This is a genomic window from Rhizobium sp. RHZ01 (assembly GCF_014851595.1).
GTDB classification, from domain to species: domain Bacteria; phylum Pseudomonadota; class Alphaproteobacteria; order Rhizobiales; family Rhizobiaceae; genus Rhizobium; species Rhizobium altiplani.
Map to the genome: position 1 here is coordinate 1 of NZ_JACUZZ010000055.1, position 16,533 is coordinate 16,533.

The 16,533-nt window shown below is 59.8% G+C and carries 18 protein-coding genes; 7 read left to right on the forward strand and 11 right to left on the reverse strand.

The features are described 5' to 3' along the window. Nucleotides 1-206: 206 nt before the first annotated feature. The 9 genes from ccoS to ccoN form a co-directional block, all read right to left on the reverse strand. Entirely contained in the window at nucleotides 207-365 is a 159-nt protein-coding gene (gene ccoS / locus IB248_RS30175) for a cbb3-type cytochrome oxidase assembly protein CcoS (RefSeq protein WP_018860169.1), read from the reverse strand. Then, nucleotides 362-2,650, reverse strand: a complete 2,289-nt coding sequence (locus IB248_RS30180) for a cation-translocating P-type ATPase (protein ID WP_192242181.1) — start codon at nucleotides 2,648-2,650, stop codon at nucleotides 362-364. Before IB248_RS30180 ends, ccoS begins: the two co-directional genes overlap by 4 nt. Continuing rightward, complete coding sequence (locus tag IB248_RS30185) at nucleotides 2,647-3,132, reverse strand: FixH family protein (RefSeq protein WP_192242182.1); 486 nt, start codon at nucleotides 3,130-3,132, stop codon at nucleotides 2,647-2,649. The genes IB248_RS30180 and IB248_RS30185 overlap by 4 nt, the downstream gene beginning before the upstream one ends. Then, nucleotides 3,129-4,697 (reverse strand): cytochrome c oxidase accessory protein CcoG, encoded by a 1,569-nt coding sequence (gene ccoG, locus IB248_RS30190; protein ID WP_192242183.1) that lies wholly within the window; start codon nucleotides 4,695-4,697, stop codon nucleotides 3,129-3,131. The genes IB248_RS30185 and ccoG overlap by 4 nt, the downstream gene beginning before the upstream one ends. Nucleotides 4,698-5,063: 366 nt before the next feature. Further along, on the reverse strand, nucleotides 5,064-5,252 hold the full coding sequence (locus tag IB248_RS30195; protein WP_018860173.1) for a hypothetical protein: 189 nt from the start codon (nucleotides 5,250-5,252) through the stop codon (nucleotides 5,064-5,066). A gap of 11 nt (nucleotides 5,253-5,263) precedes the next feature. Further along, nucleotides 5,264-6,127 (reverse strand): cytochrome-c oxidase, cbb3-type subunit III, encoded by an 864-nt coding sequence (gene ccoP / locus IB248_RS30200; protein ID WP_113470468.1) that lies wholly within the window; start codon nucleotides 6,125-6,127, stop codon nucleotides 5,264-5,266. 1 nt (nucleotide 6,128) lies between these two features. Further along, nucleotides 6,129-6,281 carry a cbb3-type cytochrome c oxidase subunit 3 gene (locus IB248_RS30205; protein ID WP_018860175.1) on the reverse strand — a complete coding sequence of 51 codons (153 nt, stop codon included), beginning with the start codon at nucleotides 6,279-6,281 and terminating at the stop codon, nucleotides 6,129-6,131. Between the two features lie 9 nt (nucleotides 6,282-6,290). Continuing rightward, on the reverse strand, nucleotides 6,291-7,025 hold the full coding sequence (ccoO, locus tag IB248_RS30210) for a cytochrome-c oxidase, cbb3-type subunit II (protein ID WP_018860176.1): 735 nt from the start codon (nucleotides 7,023-7,025) through the stop codon (nucleotides 6,291-6,293). Between the two features lie 8 nt (nucleotides 7,026-7,033). Further along, nucleotides 7,034-8,656: a cytochrome-c oxidase, cbb3-type subunit I gene (gene ccoN, locus IB248_RS30215; protein WP_025662553.1), complete on the reverse strand. Its 1,623-nt coding sequence runs from the start codon at nucleotides 8,654-8,656 to the stop codon at nucleotides 7,034-7,036. 236 nt (nucleotides 8,657-8,892) lie between these two features. On the opposite strand from ccoN, the gene IB248_RS30220 reads away from it, so the two are divergent. The 7 genes from IB248_RS30220 (at nucleotide 8,893) to IB248_RS32080 (ending at nucleotide 15,477) form a co-directional block, all read left to right on the forward strand. Continuing rightward, nucleotides 8,893-9,621, forward strand: a complete 729-nt coding sequence (locus tag IB248_RS30220) for a helix-turn-helix domain-containing protein (RefSeq protein ID WP_062374558.1) — start codon at nucleotides 8,893-8,895, stop codon at nucleotides 9,619-9,621. A gap of 18 nt (nucleotides 9,622-9,639) precedes the next feature. After that, nucleotides 9,640-11,583, forward strand: a complete 1,944-nt coding sequence (locus tag IB248_RS30225) for a PAS domain S-box protein (RefSeq protein ID WP_192242184.1) — start codon at nucleotides 9,640-9,642, stop codon at nucleotides 11,581-11,583. A gap of 357 nt (nucleotides 11,584-11,940) precedes the next feature. Next, on the forward strand, nucleotides 11,941-12,384 hold the full coding sequence (locus IB248_RS30230; protein ID WP_192242185.1) for a pseudoazurin: 444 nt from the start codon (nucleotides 11,941-11,943) through the stop codon (nucleotides 12,382-12,384). A 56-nt stretch (nucleotides 12,385-12,440) separates the two neighbouring features. Next, nucleotides 12,441-12,968, forward strand: coding sequence for a DUF1775 domain-containing protein (locus IB248_RS30235; RefSeq protein WP_192242186.1), 528 nt, complete (start codon nucleotides 12,441-12,443; stop codon nucleotides 12,966-12,968). 91 nt (nucleotides 12,969-13,059) lie between these two features. Next, the gene (locus IB248_RS30240) at nucleotides 13,060-14,583 is read left to right on the forward strand and encodes a CopD family protein (RefSeq protein WP_192242187.1); all 1,524 of its coding nucleotides are present in this window, start codon (nucleotides 13,060-13,062) and stop codon (nucleotides 14,581-14,583) included. Between the two features lie 526 nt (nucleotides 14,584-15,109). Next, nucleotides 15,110-15,301, forward strand: coding sequence for a type II toxin-antitoxin system VapB family antitoxin (locus IB248_RS30245; protein WP_348648629.1), 192 nt, complete (start codon nucleotides 15,110-15,112; stop codon nucleotides 15,299-15,301). Further along, on the forward strand, nucleotides 15,301-15,477 hold the full coding sequence (locus tag IB248_RS32080; RefSeq protein ID WP_246779330.1) for a hypothetical protein: 177 nt from the start codon (nucleotides 15,301-15,303) through the stop codon (nucleotides 15,475-15,477). The genes IB248_RS30245 and IB248_RS32080 overlap by 1 nt, the downstream gene beginning before the upstream one ends. Before the next feature lie 306 nt (nucleotides 15,478-15,783). On the opposite strand, the gene IB248_RS30255 is transcribed toward IB248_RS32080, so the two are convergent. Both IB248_RS30255 and IB248_RS30260 read right to left on the reverse strand, forming a co-directional pair. Continuing rightward, on the reverse strand, nucleotides 15,784-15,933 hold the full coding sequence (locus IB248_RS30255; RefSeq protein ID WP_018860191.1) for a twin-arginine translocase TatA/TatE family subunit: 150 nt from the start codon (nucleotides 15,931-15,933) through the stop codon (nucleotides 15,784-15,786). Between the two features lie 139 nt (nucleotides 15,934-16,072). Continuing rightward, nucleotides 16,073-16,533: cytochrome c1 (locus tag IB248_RS30260; protein ID WP_246779300.1), on the reverse strand; the 461-nt coding region annotated here is incomplete at its 5' end.

Consider the following 16,533-nt stretch of genomic DNA (forward strand, 5'->3'; position numbering starts at 1 on the left):
GAACGAAAGTTCAGGCCCGCTAGGACCAACCGCTCTGCGCATCGTCACTGCGGTGTTGCAATCACCTCAATGGCAAACGAGGCCGGTGCATCATAACCGATGCACCGGCCTCGCAATGTATAAGCCCCGCTCGTAAGAGGCGGGGCCAATTGGGCGACATTTGGAAAGGTGGACAACGAACTAGAGCGATCGCGTTGCATGCCTTTTCACGGTTTCGAGCTATCGGCCTCGTCGTCGGCGAGCACTCGCCATGCTGCACCTTGTAAATCGTCATACTGGCCGCTCTTCAGCGACCAGAGAAAAGCCGCGAGCCCGATGCCCCCCATGAAGAGGGCAATCGGTATCAGGTAGATGAGCATGTTCATGCCGTCTTTATCTCCTTGGCGAGCGCAACTGGCTCCCTTGAAAGCCGCGATAAGGGACGGGTTCCAAAGGCAGTGAGACGGAGAGCGTTTGTCACGACGATGATGGAAGAGGTGGACATGGCAACCGCGGCAATCAGGGGCGTGGCGAGACCAGCGATGGCAATCGGAACCGCCAAAAGGTTATAACCGATCGCCAGGGCGAAATTCTGCCTGATCAATGCCGCCGATTGTCGTGCGATCTGGATAGTCTCGGTAACTGCATCGAGGCGTTCGGTAAAGAACACGAGATCAGCGGCTTGGCGCCCGATATCAGAGGCCGAGGCCGGCGCCATGGAAACATGCGCAGCGGCAAGTGCCGGCGCGTCGTTGATACCATCCCCGACCATAAAGACCCGTCGTCCACTTTCGTTCAGGGTCTCGCATTCGTCGACTTTCTGCTTTGGCGACAAGGCGCCGACCGCACGACGAACGCCAAGCTTGGCCGCCGTAGCATCGACGACAGACTGACGATCACCCGAGAAGATGAATGTTTCAAAACGTCCTGCATCAAGTCTGGCGATCGTCTCTTCCGCGCCCGGCCGCACTACGTCTTCGAAGAAGAAGCGAGCTTTCACGACGCCGTCGCTCGTAAGGACAACCTCCGAAAGGGGACTATCGGGCGAGGCCGAATTTGAGGTTTGCGCACAGGCGAAGGCAGCACTACCCAGACGGTAGTGCCCGTCTCCGTGACGTGCTTCCAGACCGCCGCCCGGGATCTCGTTCACGCGGTCGAACGGCATGGGAGCTATCGGGGTGCCGCGGGCAAGGGCTTGAGAGAGCGGGTGCCTGGAGTGGAGTGCCATCCCCGCCGCGAGCGCGACGTCGGCGTCGCCGTCCGCCACAGTTTTCACAAGGCGCGGGGTTCCGAGCGTCAGTGTTCCTGTCTTGTCGAACGCAACCGTGTCAATCTCGGCCAGACGTTCCAGCGCCGAGCCATCCTTCACCATTATTCCCTTCCGGAACAATTCTCCTGCCGCAACAACCTGTACGACAGGGACAGCAAGGCCGAGTGCGCAGGGGCAAGTGATGATAAGAACGGCCACCGCCACAAGCATGGCCTGCTTCCAGTCTCCGCCCAGGAACCCCCAGGCGAGAAATGAGACGAGGGCAAGCAGATGCACTACAGGCGAGTACAAGGCTGCAGCACGATCAGCGATGCGTCGGTAACGCGCGCGTCCTCCTTCGGCAGCTTCCATCAGGTTGATGATCTCCGCAAGCAACGAATCCCTGGCGAGCTTCGTTGCCCGAACCACCAGCGAGCCGGTCAGGTTCATCGCTCCCGAACTTACGGCTGCGCCTTCTGAAACCGCTACCGGATTGCTTTCGCCGGTGACGATCGAAAGATCCAGGTCGCTCTCCCCCTTGGAGACGAGACCATCGACCGGAATACGGTCGCCGGCAGCAACGGCGACTTCGTCGCCAACTGAAATGTCTTCGATCGCGACGTAGCGACGCGAGCCGTCGGGGGACACCACGAGAGCGCCACGCGGAGAGATTCTCGCAAGGCTGTTGATCGCGGCCCTCGCCTTCTCTCGCATGATGTGGTCAAGCGTCCTGCCGATAAGAAGGAAAAAGAGCAGCGAGACTGTCGCGTCGAACCAGGCGTGCTCGCCGTGGTGCATCGTCTCCCACAGGGAGACGGCATAAGACAGCGTCACCGCGAGCGAGATCGGAACGTCCATGTTCGTGCGGCCGTGCCGCAGTGCGTTCCATGCCGACTGGAAGAAGAAGCGACCTGCGTATACCAGCGCCGGTGCTGCGATCATCGCGGAAATCCAATGGAACATGTCGCGGGTGGCGGCATCTGCTCCTGACCAAACCGACACCGAAAGCAGCATGATGTTTGCGGCCGCGAATCCTGCGACGCCAACCGCCAGAAGAAGCTGGTTCCTGGTCTTGTCGTTTTCCGCTGCAACGGGCGCGAACAGATGAGCTCGGTAGCCCACCGAATTTACAGCGTTGATGATTTCCGCAGGGTCCGTCGGGCGCCCCTCAACCTGGTCGGCATATACGCAACTGACGCGACGGGATGTTAGATTTACTCTCGCCTTGCGAACGAAGGGCAGTTTTGCAAGTGCCCTTTCAATCGTCGCGATGCAGGCTCCGCAGTGAGCATCCGGGACGCTGAGATCGAGCTGGAAGAGACCGGAACCGAGTGGGTGACTGGCAAGGGTAACTTCCTCGGAACTGAAGGATGTCGCACTCATTGCCAGCACGCCGTCGGCGTCCATTGTGCAGCAGGTCATTGGCCGAACCCCGCAGTATCAAAACGAACGGCCTCGTGCATGACGACGGCATCGCCTCGGCGCGAAATCAATTCGACGATCCAGTCGCCAGAAGGCACGTGACGGCTTGTCGTGAAGCTGCCTTCGCCAGCCTTTTCGAGCGAGATATTGAAATCCTCGTGATCGCCCACGGGGCGCTTGAAGTTGGCGACAACTATATCCGCCGCAACCGGCGACCCGTCACGGTTCTTGAGGTTGTAGTGGAACACTCCATGCGACATCGAGATGCTGCCGGAGATCCCGGTAGCCGCCAGCGCCTTTATTGCGGCCGCCTTCTTGTTGAATTCCTGGCTGGCCACATAGGTGTTTTCCACGACGAGACCGCTCCAGCTGGACGAGGCCAACCACGCCATGGTCACGTTCACCCCGATCACGACGCCGAAGAATGCAGACGTGACGAACAACATGTGGCGGCCAGTGAAGCCATGGGTGCGAGCAGTCATCTGTTCTCTCCTGGTGCGTTGAACGCCGCGCGGTAGGTCGCGCGATCGGAATGGCCTTCGTCCTCGATCGAGAACAGAAACTCGTTGAGGGCGGCGCCGGTCTGCTTTCGGGTTACGAAGACCTTGAGCGCGGTGACCGCGTCAGGCGCAGCAGCTATGGTGAAGTTGCGGGCCTCCGTTTTGCTCAGTTCCGGAATGCGCATCGTCGCACCTTCCAGACCCGAGATGGAGAGGTCGATCTTCCTCGGAGCGGGAACCATGTTGAGAATTCGAAGCGTGTAGCCGTTGCGAATGGAGCCGTCGCTCTCGAGGACATACTGCGGATTGCGATCGTGGACGACGTTGAGCTCGAGGCGTTCACGCATCGACAAGTGGATCAGCATGGCCAGGCCGATCGAGGCCCAGACGACGGCGTAGAATAGCACCCGGGGCCGAGCGATGGCCCGCCAGTTGAAGTGGCGGATCCCGGCGATGAAGGTTCCATCAACATTGCGCACCTTCGCCGGCTGGACGGGCGCCCTGCCACCATCAGTGGCGATGGCCATGTTGCTCGCATATTCACTGAGCGTCGCATAGGCGATCAGCCCGCGCGGCTTTCCGATCTTGTCCATGACGCTGTCGCAGGCATCGATGCAGAGCGCGCAGGTGATACATTCCATCTGCTGCCCATCGCGGATGTCTATTCCCATCGGGCATACGGCCACACAGGCGTTGCAATCGACACAGTCGCCAACCGCCTGACCCGCCGCCTGGGCCTTCTTGGCGTGGCGCGACCGTTGTTCGCCGCGCCAGTCATTGTAGGTGACGACAAGGGAATTCTCGTCCAGCATGGCCCCTTGGATACGCGGCCACGGGCACATGTAGGTACAGACCTGCTCTCGCATGAGCCCGCCGAGAACATACGTCGTGAAGGTGAGTGTGGCGACAGTGGCATATGCGACGATGGGCGCCGTGCCGGAAAACAGTGAGACGGCGAGCGACGGAGCATCAGCAAAATAGAAAATCCAGGCGCCGCCTGTCGCAATGCCGATCAAGAGCCAGACCGTGTGTTTCAGGATGCGCTTGCGCATCTTGCCGAGCGTCCAGGGACCGGCGTCCAGCTTCATTCGCGCGTTGCGATCGCCTTCGATCGCCCGCTCGACAACAAGGAAAAGGTCTACCCAGACGGTTTGGGGACAGGCGTATCCACACCAGGCGCGGCCGATGGCAGACGTAACCAGGAACAATCCAAAACCTGCCATCACCAGCAGACCGGCGACGTAGTAGAATTCCTGTGGCCAGATCTCGATGAAGAAAAAGAAGAAACGCCGCGACGAGAGGTCAATCAGGATGGCCTGATCGGGCGCGTAAGGGCCACGGTCCCACCTGATCCAGGGAGACACATAGTAGATGCCGAGGGTAACCAGCATCACGAGCCATTTGAACCTGCGGAAGCGACCTTCCGCCCGCTTGGGAAATATCTTTTTTCGCGGTGCATAAAGCGGCTGGCGATTGCGGCGTGCATTGACCGGCTCGGCATTGACGCGTTCGACGTTGTCTGGATCTGGCGCGGTGTAGAGGTTCATTGGGCTCGTCCGAATTTCACCCGGCCGTTTTCCCATCTTGCCGATCCCGGTTCCTTGACGCAGATCAATAATCCGGGCGCTTCCCGAAAAAGGGAGGGCCACGCCTTGGAGAGATGGCGTGGCCCGGAGGGATCGCGGAAGGAGGTCCGCGATGTGACCTCCACTAGACACAGCAAACATAGCAGAGCTCGGCCCTGCTCTGTTTGAGCCAGGTCAAACGATCCGCGATCTTGCTGCCTTTGGGGGCCACCGCCACCAGGCAAGCCTCAGCCGCGAGACAAAAAAAGAGGCCGCACCTTCAAAGGTACGGCCGGAGTTTACTGGGGCGGGATGTGCGCATTTACATCCCGCTGGACAGTCATGCTTCTAACGGCTGGTCGGCTTCTGGTCCTTGAGGCAGATCAAACTGACGATCGAATTGCCAATTTTTTGCGCATCCTCCTGTTCGCTTGCAGGATTCGTCGTCTTGCTGGTGCGTGCGGAGACACGGGAATGGATCACCGCGCGAGGGGTACCATAAAGGCCAAGCAATGGATTGTGGTCGTGCGTCGTCATTGTGATCTCCTCTACTGACCGCCGCCCAGCGAATGGACGAATACCGTGAGTTCCTTGACCGCAGTGTCGCCCAGTCGGCCCGCCCATGCCGGCATCACGCCGTGCCTGGGTGCCATAACCTGACGGACGATGGCATCTTCGCCGCTTCCTTTGAGCCAGATCGCGTCCGCGAGGTTCGGGGCTCCCATCTCAAGTTTGCCCTTGGCATCTTCCCCGTGACATGCAGCACAGTTGTCGAGGAAGATCTGCTTGCCGGCCTCCGCGCCGGACGCGTCGGAAGGCGTGTTCGTCAGGCTCCATACATAGGCCGCAACCTGCTTGGTCTGTACGGGATCCAGCATGTCACGGAATGCCGGCATTTCGGACACGTGGGTGTCGGCGTCCGCTTCGTAGCGCACGCCATGGGCGATGGTTGCCTGAATTGAATCGAGGTCTCCGCCCCAGAGCCAGTCGTCGTCGTTGAGGTTGGGGAATCCCGGTCCGCCGCTTGCGCCGGATCCATGGCAGGGAGCACAGTTGACCTTGAATGCCGAGGCGCCGCCCGCGATCGCGAATTCGCGAAGCGAAGGATCGGCATCGATCTCCTGGACCGTCTTTGCCGCGATCATGTCGTGGAACTTCGTCTGCGCGACCTTTGCCTGATCAAGATCCTGCTGAAGCTCCGCGCGGCTGGAAAATCCCAGATAGCCTTTCGTAGCCGAGGTGATCATCGGAATGGCAGGATAGGCGACAGCGTATGCGACCGCCCACAGGATCGTGACATAGAATGTCCACACCCACCATCTCGGCATCGGATTGTTGAGTTCGCGGATGCCGTCCCATTCGTGTCCGGTCGTTTCGACGCCACTGATTTCATCAATATGTTTTTCCGACATCTCAATCGTCCTTTAGGGGAATGCTGGCAGCATCCTTCGCAGTCCGGCCGCTGCCAGGACGAAGGGTGAAGATCACGGCCCCAACGAAGAAGGCTGCCATCGCCAGGAGGCCCCAACTGTCGGCGAAGTGCCGCATAGCGGTATAGGTTTCCATCAGTTCACCTCATCGATAACCGGTGGCGTCGTCGTAGGTCGAGAAGTCGACGAGCGTGCCAAGCATCTGCAGATAAGCCACAAGGGCGTCCATTTCGGTCAGCTTCGACGGATCGCCGTCGAAGTCGCCAACCTTCGCCTTCGGATATCTTTCGAGGAGTGCCGTGGTATCGCCGTTCGGGTCGGCCTGGACTTTCATGTCGGCTTCGGCGTTGGCGAGCATGTCCTGCGTGTAGGGTACGCCGACATCCTCGTTAGCCTTGAGGTCCATGCCGACGTCCTTCACCGTGACCTCCTGCTCCTTCAGGAAGGAGTAGCTCGGCATGATCGATTCCGGCACGACCGCTCGCGGATTTGCGAGGTGCTGGACGTGCCATTCGTTCGAATAGCGGCCGCCAACGCGGGCAAGGTCCGGACCGGTGCGCTTCGAGCCCCACTGGAACGGGTGGTCGTACATGGATTCCGCAGCGAGCGAATAGTGGCCATATCGTTCGACTTCGTCGCGGAATGGCCGGATCATCTGGCTGTGGCAAAGGTAGCAGCCTTCGCGGATGTAGATGTTGCGACCCGCAAGCTCGAGCGGTGTGTAGGGGCGCATCCCTTCAACCTTCTCGATTGTGTTCTGCAGGTAAAACAGTGGTGCGATCTCGACGATGCCGCCGATGCTGACCACGAGGAGCGAGCCGACGAGAAGAAGCGTCGCGTTCTTCTCGAGGATCTGATGTTTGTCCAGTATCGATGCCATGTTTCACCTCACTCGGCAGGCTGTGCCTGGGGCACGTAGGCGGTGGGAATTGCTGCTTCGTTTCGCAGGTGGCCGCGGATGGTCATGTAGATATTCCAGGCCATCACCAGACCGCCAGCCAGATAGAGAGCACCTCCGGCGACACGCAGGACATAGTAGGGGAACATCGCTGCGACGGTTTCGGCGAACGAATACACCAGGAAGCCCTGCGAATTGTACTCACGCCACATCAGACCCTGCTGGATGCCGGCGACCCAAAGGACGGCCGCGTAGACGACAATGCCAAGGGTCGCGAGCCAGAAGTGCCAGTTGACCATGCGCAGGCTGTAAAGCCGCTCGCGGCCCCAAAGCTTTGGCGTCAGATAGTAGACCGCGCCGAACGTGATCATCCCAACCCATCCAAGCGCGCCCGAATGGACGTGGCCGATGGTCCATTCCGTGTAGTGGCTGAGCGAATTGACTGTCTTCACCGACATCATCGGCCCCTCGAAGGTCGACATGCCATAGAAGGCGATTGCAACGATCATCATGCGGATGATCGGATCTGTCCGGATCTTGTCCCAAGCGCCCGACAGGGTCATGAGGCCGTTGATCATGCCACCCCAGGAAGGCATCCAGAGCATGACCGAAAACACCATGCCGAGTGTCTGTGCCCAGTCGGGAAGTGCCGTGTAGTGCAGGTGATGCGGTCCAGCCCAGATGTACATGAAGATCAGGGCCCAGAAGTGGATGATCGACAAGCGATACGAATAGATCGGACGGTTTGCCTGCTTTGGAACAAAGTAATACATCATCCCGAGGAAGCCGGCGGTAAGGAAGAAGCCCACGGCGTTGTGTCCGTACCACCACTGGGTCAGTGCGTCCTGCACGCCTGAGAACGCGGAATAGCTCTTCGAGCCGAGGAACGACGCCGGAACAGCGAGGTTGTTCACGACGTGGAGCATCGCGATCGTCACGATAAAGCCGAGATAGAACCAGTTCGCCACATAGATATGTGGTTCCTTGCGCCTCAGGATCGTCCCCAGGTAAACCACGAGATACGCCACCCAGACGATCGTCAGCCAGATGTCCACATACCATTCCGGTTCTGCGTATTCGCGTGCCTGGGTGATGCCCAGGACGTATCCGGTCGCGGCCATGACGATGAAGAGCTGGTAGCCCCAGAAGACGAACCAGGGCAGGCTTCCTCCGAAGAGCCGCGCCTGACAGGTGCGCTGAACAACATAGAACGACGTCATGATGAGGGCGTTACCGCCGAACGCGAAAATGACCGCCGACGTGTGTACAGGACGAAGCCGCCCGAAGTTCAGATACGGCGCAATGTTCAGATCCGGGAACGCCAATTGCGCGGCGACAACGACGCCGACGAGAAAACCGACCACTCCCCAGAAGACAGTGGCGATCAGCCCATACCGGATGACCTCGTCGAAATAGCCCGAGGTGTCCGGCTTGGCAATTCGTGCAGCAGGAGAGAAGTCGATCCTCCTGATCAGGAGCACGGTGCCCGCCAATAAGCAGAAGGACAGGATGCTCATATGGACAGCAAAAAGATGGTCATGCGCGAATGCGGCGGCCAGCAGTGCCAGAAATGCTGCAACCGCGACCGCCATCGTTTCCGTAGAGTAGTTCATGGTGTCGTCCCCAGTGCGCAGACGACCGCTCCGCGACCGCCTTTCTCGTACTTTCGGGAACGACTGTCATGGCGAGGACCCATGCTCCTTGATCTATGTCAACGAAGCACGACTTTGCTGCCGGCCAGGCGCTGCTGTTACAGACTGTTACAAAGTCGCACCAACTCTCACAGTCCGATCATTTCCGTGTGACAGGACCAACGTCTTATGCCCTCACATCAACGAGGGGCACGAACATGCTGATGCAGGGCAACACCGCTTTCGAAAACGTAGAGGCCACAAGCAAGTTGAGCTGTGACCAGCCGCTGGCATCGGTATTTCAGATGTCGGCCACCGAGACAGTCGAGGCAGGCGAGGCGATCTGCTGGGAGGGAGACGCCGCCAAGCACCTCTTCCAGATTGTGGAAGGCGTGGTCCGGCTCCACCGCATTATCGGTGAAGGCCGCCGGGTCATTACCGCATTCCAGTTCGCTGGCGACGTGGTCGGCGCTTTCCTGCAAGGCGACCTCCTGTTCACCGCCGAGGCTGTTACAGACTGTAAGATCCGTCGGGTTTCGCGCAAAACCTTCCACGATGAGGTTTCGCGCTCGGACGCCTTGAGACCAGCCTACATCAACCTGCTCTGCAAGGAGACGGCTGCCGCCCACGACCAGATGGTGCTTCTCTCCAAGAAGAACGCCGAGGAACGCCTTTGCAGCTTCATCTTGAAGCTGGCGTTACGCAGCGAGTCGCAACTCAAGAAGGGTCTCCTGCGTCTGCCCATGAACCGGCAGGACATCGCCGACTATCTCGGCCTCACGATCGAAACCGTCTCGCGCACCATCTCGAAGCTCGCCGCCAAGAATATCGTCATCCCGGAAGGCAGGCATGACCTCAGGATCGTCAGTCAATCCCGCCTCGTCCAGCTGTCCGGCAATTCTGATGATTTTTCGGAGAAGACCTGTCATAGGGGTAGCGTTCATTGATCTCTTGAAAGAGCCGACATGCCCCATCGTTTGATAGCGCCACGCACCGCATCGCCCCACGAGCTGGATGCGCTCGTGCACGTGCTGGACGGGGCCGACATCATCGTGCATCGCCTTGAAGGTACGATCACCCACTGGTCGATCGGTTGCGAAAGCATGTACGGATGGGCGCGGGAGGAAGCCGTCGGAGAAAGTGTCGACGAGCTGCTCGACACCCGGTTCCCTGAACCGGTGGAAGATATAAGGACGCATCTCAAGTCGCGCGGTTTCTGGCAAGGCGAGGTCGTTCACCGCCACAAGAGCGGCTATTACATCAACGTCGCGACCCGCTGCGTCCTGGTCAACCTTCCCGACGGCGAACCGGCGGTCATCCAGGCCAACAGCGACGTGAGCGCGCTGCGCAAGGCCGAAGAGGTCGTGCGATCGCGAGAGGCCCACCTGACTTCGATCCTGGATACCGTTCCCGACGCAATGATCGTCATCGACCAGAAGGGTATCGTTCTTTCATTCAGCAAGGCCGCTGAAACGCTGTTCGGAATGGCCGCGGAGGATATCTGCGGTCGCAATGTCAGCAATCTCATGCCAAACCCCTACCGTGACGCACATGACGGCTACATCGACCGATATCTCCACACCGGCGAGAAGCGCATCATTGGTTACGGACGGGTCGTCACCGGCCGGCGCGCTGACGGCTCGCAGTTTCCCATGGAGCTTCATGTCGGGGAAGCGACCGCCGATGGCGAGCGCATCTTCACAGGTTTCGTGCGCGATCTGACCAGCCGCTTCAAGATCGAGGAAGATCTACGCCAAGCGCAGAAGATGGAAGCCGTTGGTCAGTTGACCGGAGGTCTCGCACACGACTTCAACAACCTTCTGACCGTCATCAGTGGAAATCTGGAAATGATCGAGGACAAGCTGCCGCCCGGGCCGCTGCGCGACATTCTGCGCGAGGCGCAGGATGCGGCGGCCGACGGCGCCAAGCTGACCGGGCAGTTGCTGGCGTTTGGCAGACGCCAGCCCCTCAGCCCCAAACAGGCAGACCTCGGCCAACTCGTCACCGGCTTCTCTGATCTCCTTCGCAGAACGTTGGGCGAAAACATCAAGCTGTCCACGGTCCTCTCGGGGTCCGACTTCAATGTGCTGGTCGACAGCTCCCAGCTTCAGAACGCCATCCTCAACATCGCCCTCAATGCGCGGGACGCAATGCCCAAGGGCGGAAGCCTGACAACAGAAATCTCGCGCACTCACCTGGATGCCGACTATGCGAAGATGTATCCGGAGGTGCGAAGCGGCAATTTCGTGCTCATCGCCATGACCGACACGGGTGACGGCATGACGGATGACGTGAAGAAACGGGCCATCGAACCGTTCTTCACCACCAAGGAGGTGGGCTCCGGAACAGGCCTTGGACTGAGCATGGTCTACGGCTTCGTCAAACAGTCCGGCGGGCATCTTCAGATTTACAGCGAGGTCGGACGGGGCACCACGATCCGGATCTACCTGCCCGCAATCAGCGGCGCCAGGCCGGACGCCGGAAGCCAGGATCGGGGCACGGTCGAAAGCGCCCTGCCCCGCGGAACCGAGCGGATCCTGGTCGTCGAAGACGATTCGCGGGTGAGACGGGTGGCGTTGGCGAGGCTTGCCGACATGGGGTACCAGGTGCTCGAAGCCGAGAACGGACGCCGCGCGCTTGAACTGCTCTATGAGAACGATGACGTCGCGCTGCTGTTCACGGACATCGTGATGCCAGGTGGGATGACCGGAGACGAGCTCGCCAGAGAGGTTCGCGACCTCAGGCCCGACATCGCCATTCTTTTCACATCCGGGTACTCGGAGCCGGCACTGGCGACGAACGAAGTCATTCCCGGCGCTGAGTGGCTGCGCAAACCGTACACGGCCCGCGATCTCGCCTTCAAGGTTCGAGAAATGCTGGATAAGGCTCAGCAGCAGAGCCTATCGTAACCGGTATTCGCACTTCTAGCCGAATCTGTCGTCTTGCCTCGAGAGGGATGGAAGACTGCCTTCCTCAGGCGTCGAGCCGGCGGGTTGGCCGACGGGCTGGCGAGTGATGTGGCCTCAATGAATTGCTCCGATATCGTGATCTCGAACGAAGTGAACGCGGCCAAGGCGGTCGTCGAGCACGAGACCCGCCCTTCCAGTCTCTTCGTCTTATCACCGGTGGACTGCGCGGTTCATCATCGGTGCGAATATGCAACCGATGTTGCCCAAATTTGACGAGCGTCAAAGAAGACAGCAACCGCATGCCCTAGAACCGTTCCCGAGGCCAACGTTTCGGCCCCGTAGAATAGGAGATATGCAATGCGTTTGAAATTCGGCCTGATCGCTGCGACGGTAGCCCTTGTCGCCTCGGCAGCACCGCTCATGGCAGCAGAGCATCAGGTGCAAATGCTCAACAAGGGCACAGACGGCGCAATGGTGTTCGAACCGGGCTTCATCAAGATCGCTCCCGGCGACACCGTCACCTTCGTGCCCACCGACAAGAGCCACAATGTCGAGACGTTCAAGGGTCTCATTCCTGATGGCGCGGCTGAGTTCAAATCCAAGGCGAACGAACAGTTTCAGACCAAGTTCGACGTTCCGGGCGCTTACGTTATCAAGTGCACGCCTCATGCCGGCATGGGCATGGTGGCACTGATCCAGGTCGGCGACAAGCCGGCAAACCTGGATGCGATCAAGACCGCGAAGGTACCGAACATGGTACGCAAGCGTCTCGATGCCGACCTTGCGCAAGTTGCCCAATAACCCCGAAGCTGCAGGGGCTGGCGCACTGCGCCAGTCCGCGCAGGGAGACCACTTTCATGATCAGACAGGTAGCAGCAACCCTCCTACTGAGCGTCTTCGCGGTGGGCGCCGCACACGCACATGCAACGCTTGAGCAGGCTCAAGGCATCTCTGGCAAAGCCTACAAGGCAGTGGTCCGGATTGGCCACGGTTGCGAGGGAAAGCCCACCCTCAAGGTTCGCGTAAAAGTCCCCGAGGGGTTGCTGTCAGCCAAGCCGATGCCGAAGGCGGGCTGGACCGTCGAGAAGATAAAGGGAAGCTACGAAAAGAGCTATGATCTGTACGGCAAGCCGGTGAAGGAAGGTCTCACCGAGATCATCTGGAGCGGTGGAAATCTTGCCGACGACGAATATGACGAGTTCGTGTTCCGCGGGACGGTGGCCAAGGAACTGCCGCTCGGCACACGGGTCTACGTCCCGATCGTGCAGGAGTGTGCCGACGGAGCGTCCGAACGCTGGATCGAGATTCCCGCGGCGGGCAAGTCGTCCGACGACTACGAGAAGCCGGCTCCCTATTTCGACGTTGTGGAACAGCCGCGCTCCTGATCCAAGGTGATCGCCCATGTGGCTTAGAAATCGCAACTGGGCGACACGTCTATCATTCAAAAATGCGGCTTGCGCACTGCTTGTGGCAGGCATGGGATTTCTTGCGCCTTCCGGCGCATATGCCCATGCCGTCTTGTTGAACGCCTCACCTGCCAATGACGCTGTCGTGGAAGCAGCGCCAGCCAATGTCCAGCTTCGGTTCAGCGAACCGGTCAGCGTTGTCCGGGCAAGCATCAGGATCGGCGAAGGAAACTCGATCGACCTTCCCGCAACATCAGGCTCCGAAGTCGACCTGGCGATCCCGCGGTCGATCTCGAGCGGCACCGCCATTGTCAGTTATCGCGTGGTTTCCGAGGATGGACATCCGGTCGGGGGCTCGATCGTATTTCACGTCGGCGCACCGTCTGCCATTTCCGCACCGGCTGTCGCCGACACCTCCGTACTGCTACAGGGTGCGATATGGTCGATACACACAGTCTCGATTCTATACCTCGCCGTCCTGATCGGCGGAACGCTCTTCACTCGATGGCTTTATCCGACGATGTCGCTCACAAGGCGACCTGATCTTGTCATCGTTCTGGGCGTCCTTTTATTCTCGGCGGGTGTCTATCTGCAGGGGTTGGACGAAATGGGCCTCGGCCTGGCGTTCGCTGGCCTGGAGCCGCTGCTTGTCGCCTCCAGGAGCGGCGCTGCGATCGCCGCAGGCATGGCGTTAGTCGCGGTTCTTCTTGTTTCGATACCCGTCTGTCGAGCCAGCCCTGCCTACCTTCCGATTGCGGTTCTTGCGATGGGTGCGGCCTCCGTGTCCTTCGCCTTCACAGGTCATTGCAACGTCGTAGCGACACCCTGGCTCGCCCGGGCATGCATTGTTCTTCATGGCGCGACGCTCCTCTTCTGGATCGGTAGCCTGCCTCCCCTTTGGCGGTTAAGTCGAACGGGGCCCACGGATCCGCTTGCGGGCTTCTCGCGTGTCATTCCACTGCCGTTCTTCGTGCTGTTGATGGCGGGCGCGGCGCTCGCGTGGCTTGAGCTGCCCGGTGTCCAGACCATTCCGCTGTCGCTTTACGGCCGGCTGCTCGTGCTGAAGGTGGCCCTGGTTGGAATTCTCTGCGCTCTCGCAATATACAATCGATTCTGGCTGACGAGGCCGGCTGCTGCAGGAGATCAGACTGCTCGCCGAAAGCTCCGCCGATCAATCGCCGCTGAAGTTGCGCTTGCTGTTGCAATCGTAGCCACGGCGTCACTCTGGCGCTTCGCCGGGCCGGATCAACTGCAATATGCCGCAAAGCCGCAGGCTTTCTCCATTCATCTTCATTCCGGTGAAGTCATGGCTCAGCTGAACCTTGTGCCCGACCTGGCCGCCGGCACGGCGAAGGCGGAGGTTGACTTCCTGACTCCGGACTTCGATCCGATCGATCCGCAGGGCGCAACGCTGCGTGCGTGGAATCCAGACGCCGGCGTGGAGCCGATCAAGTATGACCTCAGGAAATCGTCCAAAGGTGGATGGGAAGCAAGTGGCCTGCCAACATTCGATCCGACCGGTTGGAAGGTCGACATCGAAGTGCTGATCGACGACTTCACCATGAAGCACCTTGAAGGCGAGCTGCGGCCGTAGCCGGGCCGTCACTGCAAAAGTATCGAACTAGCGGATCATCCGGAAAGTGTGCATGCCAATGCGACCGCTTTCGAGGCATTCTTTCCTGTGCCAGGTGGATCGCCAATTGGATTGTCGCTCAGGGTCTGATCAAACGCTCTCGCCCGGCCGCGCGCGCGGGCAGGCCCCGGCCGCGACGACGTCCAGCCCGACTTAGATAGAAAACGCCTGCCGCTACGGTGGACCCGCCGTAAAGCTGGATACGTCGAAGGTTTTCGATTGCAGCGAGACAGAATGAGCAGCGGCAGTCAGTAACTCCGTCGCTGGCGCCGATGCTCAGCCTTGTTACTCCAACGGTCGTCAGCATTTCCGTGCGCGGAAAGTCAAATGATGAGCAGGATGACACACTTATCGGACGAACTTGACAGGCCTCGGCTTCACAAGCGAGGAAATCGACAAAAGGTAGACTTTTGGAGCCTGTCGTGTCCTGAACATCAAAAACCCGGCCACCGTCGCGCTTGCCGACGAGCTTGCCCGCCGCCAGGGTATCAGCAAGACCGCCGCCATTCATCAGGCCCTCAGCGAACGCCTGCATCGCCTGGGCTACGGCGATGGTACCCAGCAACGTCTCCTTGACGAACTGCGCCGGATCCGCGAAAGAGTGGCGCAATTGCCGGAGCTGGACAATCGCAACGACGAGGAGATCGTCGGCTTTGACGAGCACGGAGTTCCGAACTGATGGATCGACACGAACTTTCGGAACTGCTCGGCTGCGAGCAGCGCGTCGCCTACGAAGTGTTGCGAATAACCCTGCACACGGTGCGTGACAGGCTTTCGGTGGATGACAATGCCAAGGTTGGCAAGGATCTGCACCGCTGCTTCGCGGCCTCTACTTGGAGGCATGGGACCCGATGAAAACCCACGGGCATTATGCCTTCGCGATCTAGCGACCTCCCTACGCGCGGCCCTGCCACTTATCGCTGCGTCGGACGGAGACGTGTTCGCGAAGATCATGACATTGTTCGAACCCCGACGCGGTCACAAGAAATCGACCAAGCTCGCCCTTGCGCTGAAGCTTTGCGCCACGTCTGCCCAAAACAGTGCTCCCCCCTGCGCTGTTCCCAGGGCGAGCCAATTTGCCGCGGCAGTCCTGAAGGGAAATCGGCGTGGGCGTGTTGGCCATTGAAGCGCCAATCGCTGTCGGGATCTCCGCCGGAAGGTCTATTCGTCCTTTTCGTCCTCGACGCCTTTCTTGAAGGCGCGAATGCCCTGCGCCACATCTCCCATCAGTTCCGGGATCTTTCCACGGCCAAATAGAAGCAGCACGATTGCAAGCACTATGAGCCAGTGCCACGCGCTGAAGGAACCCATCATTAAACTCCTGCCGCCGCATTCTTGTTCGGGAGGCTTCCGTGCGGCTTCGAAAGCTGAATTACTCTATCGACCTGCCCGCAGCGCATCATTGGTCTTGAGCAAAGAGAGGCGCTTTGGAACGATGCTGCCAAATCCCTCAGTGTTCCTTGTTTGCGTAGACGGAGCGCTTGGTCAGGTAGATCAGTCCGGAGAAGATGACCAGGAAGACCATGACCATGAAACCGGTGCGCTTGCGCTCCTCGAGATGCGGCTCGGCGGCCCACATCAGGAAGGAGGAGACGTCCTTGGCGTACTGGTCGACCGTCGCCGGCGAGCCGTCGTCATAGGTGACCTGGCCGTCGGAGAGCGGCTTTGGCATGGCGAGAGCAGCAGCACCGGCGAAGTACGGGTTGTAGTGCGTGCCCTCGGCCACCTGGACGCCGGCCGGCGGCTGCTGGTCGTAGCCGGTCAGCAGCGAGTAGATGTAGTCTGGACCGCCTTCCTGATAGCCGCCGACGAACGGGATCATGTCGATCAGGAACTGCGGGAAGCCGCGCTCGATGCCGCGCGCCTTGGCGATCAGCGAGAAGTCCGGCGGCGCCGCACCATTGTTGGCGG

What these genes read in the sequence shown, in the direction of transcription:
- ccoS (WP_018860169.1), bottom strand. Translation starts at nt 365, where the DNA reads ATGAACATGCTCATCTACCTGATACCGATTGCCCTCTTCATGGGGGGC.
- IB248_RS30180 (WP_192242181.1), bottom strand. Translation starts at nt 2,650, where the DNA reads ATGACCTGCTGCACAATGGACGCCGACGGCGTGCTGGCAATGAGTGCG.
- IB248_RS30185 (WP_192242182.1), bottom strand. Translation starts at nt 3,132, where the DNA reads ATGACTGCTCGCACCCATGGCTTCACTGGCCGCCACATGTTGTTCGTC.
- ccoG (WP_192242183.1), bottom strand. Translation starts at nt 4,697, where the DNA reads ATGAACCTCTACACCGCGCCAGATCCAGACAACGTCGAACGCGTCAAT.
- IB248_RS30195 (WP_018860173.1), bottom strand. Translation starts at nt 5,252, where the DNA reads ATGACGACGCACGACCACAATCCATTGCTTGGCCTTTATGGTACCCCT.
- ccoP (WP_113470468.1), bottom strand. Translation starts at nt 6,127, where the DNA reads ATGTCGGAAAAACATATTGATGAAATCAGTGGCGTCGAAACGACCGGA.
- IB248_RS30205 (WP_018860175.1), bottom strand. Translation starts at nt 6,281, where the DNA reads ATGGAAACCTATACCGCTATGCGGCACTTCGCCGACAGTTGGGGCCTC.
- ccoO (WP_018860176.1), bottom strand. Translation starts at nt 7,025, where the DNA reads ATGGCATCGATACTGGACAAACATCAGATCCTCGAGAAGAACGCGACG.
- ccoN (WP_025662553.1), bottom strand. Translation starts at nt 8,656, where the DNA reads ATGAACTACTCTACGGAAACGATGGCGGTCGCGGTTGCAGCATTTCTG.
- IB248_RS30220 (WP_062374558.1), top strand. Translation starts at nt 8,893, where the DNA reads ATGCTGATGCAGGGCAACACCGCTTTCGAAAACGTAGAGGCCACAAGC.
- IB248_RS30225 (WP_192242184.1), top strand. Translation starts at nt 9,640, where the DNA reads ATGCCCCATCGTTTGATAGCGCCACGCACCGCATCGCCCCACGAGCTG.
- IB248_RS30230 (WP_192242185.1), top strand. Translation starts at nt 11,941, where the DNA reads ATGCGTTTGAAATTCGGCCTGATCGCTGCGACGGTAGCCCTTGTCGCC.
- IB248_RS30235 (WP_192242186.1), top strand. Translation starts at nt 12,441, where the DNA reads ATGATCAGACAGGTAGCAGCAACCCTCCTACTGAGCGTCTTCGCGGTG.
- IB248_RS30240 (WP_192242187.1), top strand. Translation starts at nt 13,060, where the DNA reads ATGGGATTTCTTGCGCCTTCCGGCGCATATGCCCATGCCGTCTTGTTG.
- IB248_RS32080 (WP_246779330.1), top strand. Translation starts at nt 15,301, where the DNA reads ATGGATCGACACGAACTTTCGGAACTGCTCGGCTGCGAGCAGCGCGTC.
- IB248_RS30255 (WP_018860191.1), bottom strand. Translation starts at nt 15,933, where the DNA reads ATGGGTTCCTTCAGCGCGTGGCACTGGCTCATAGTGCTTGCAATCGTG.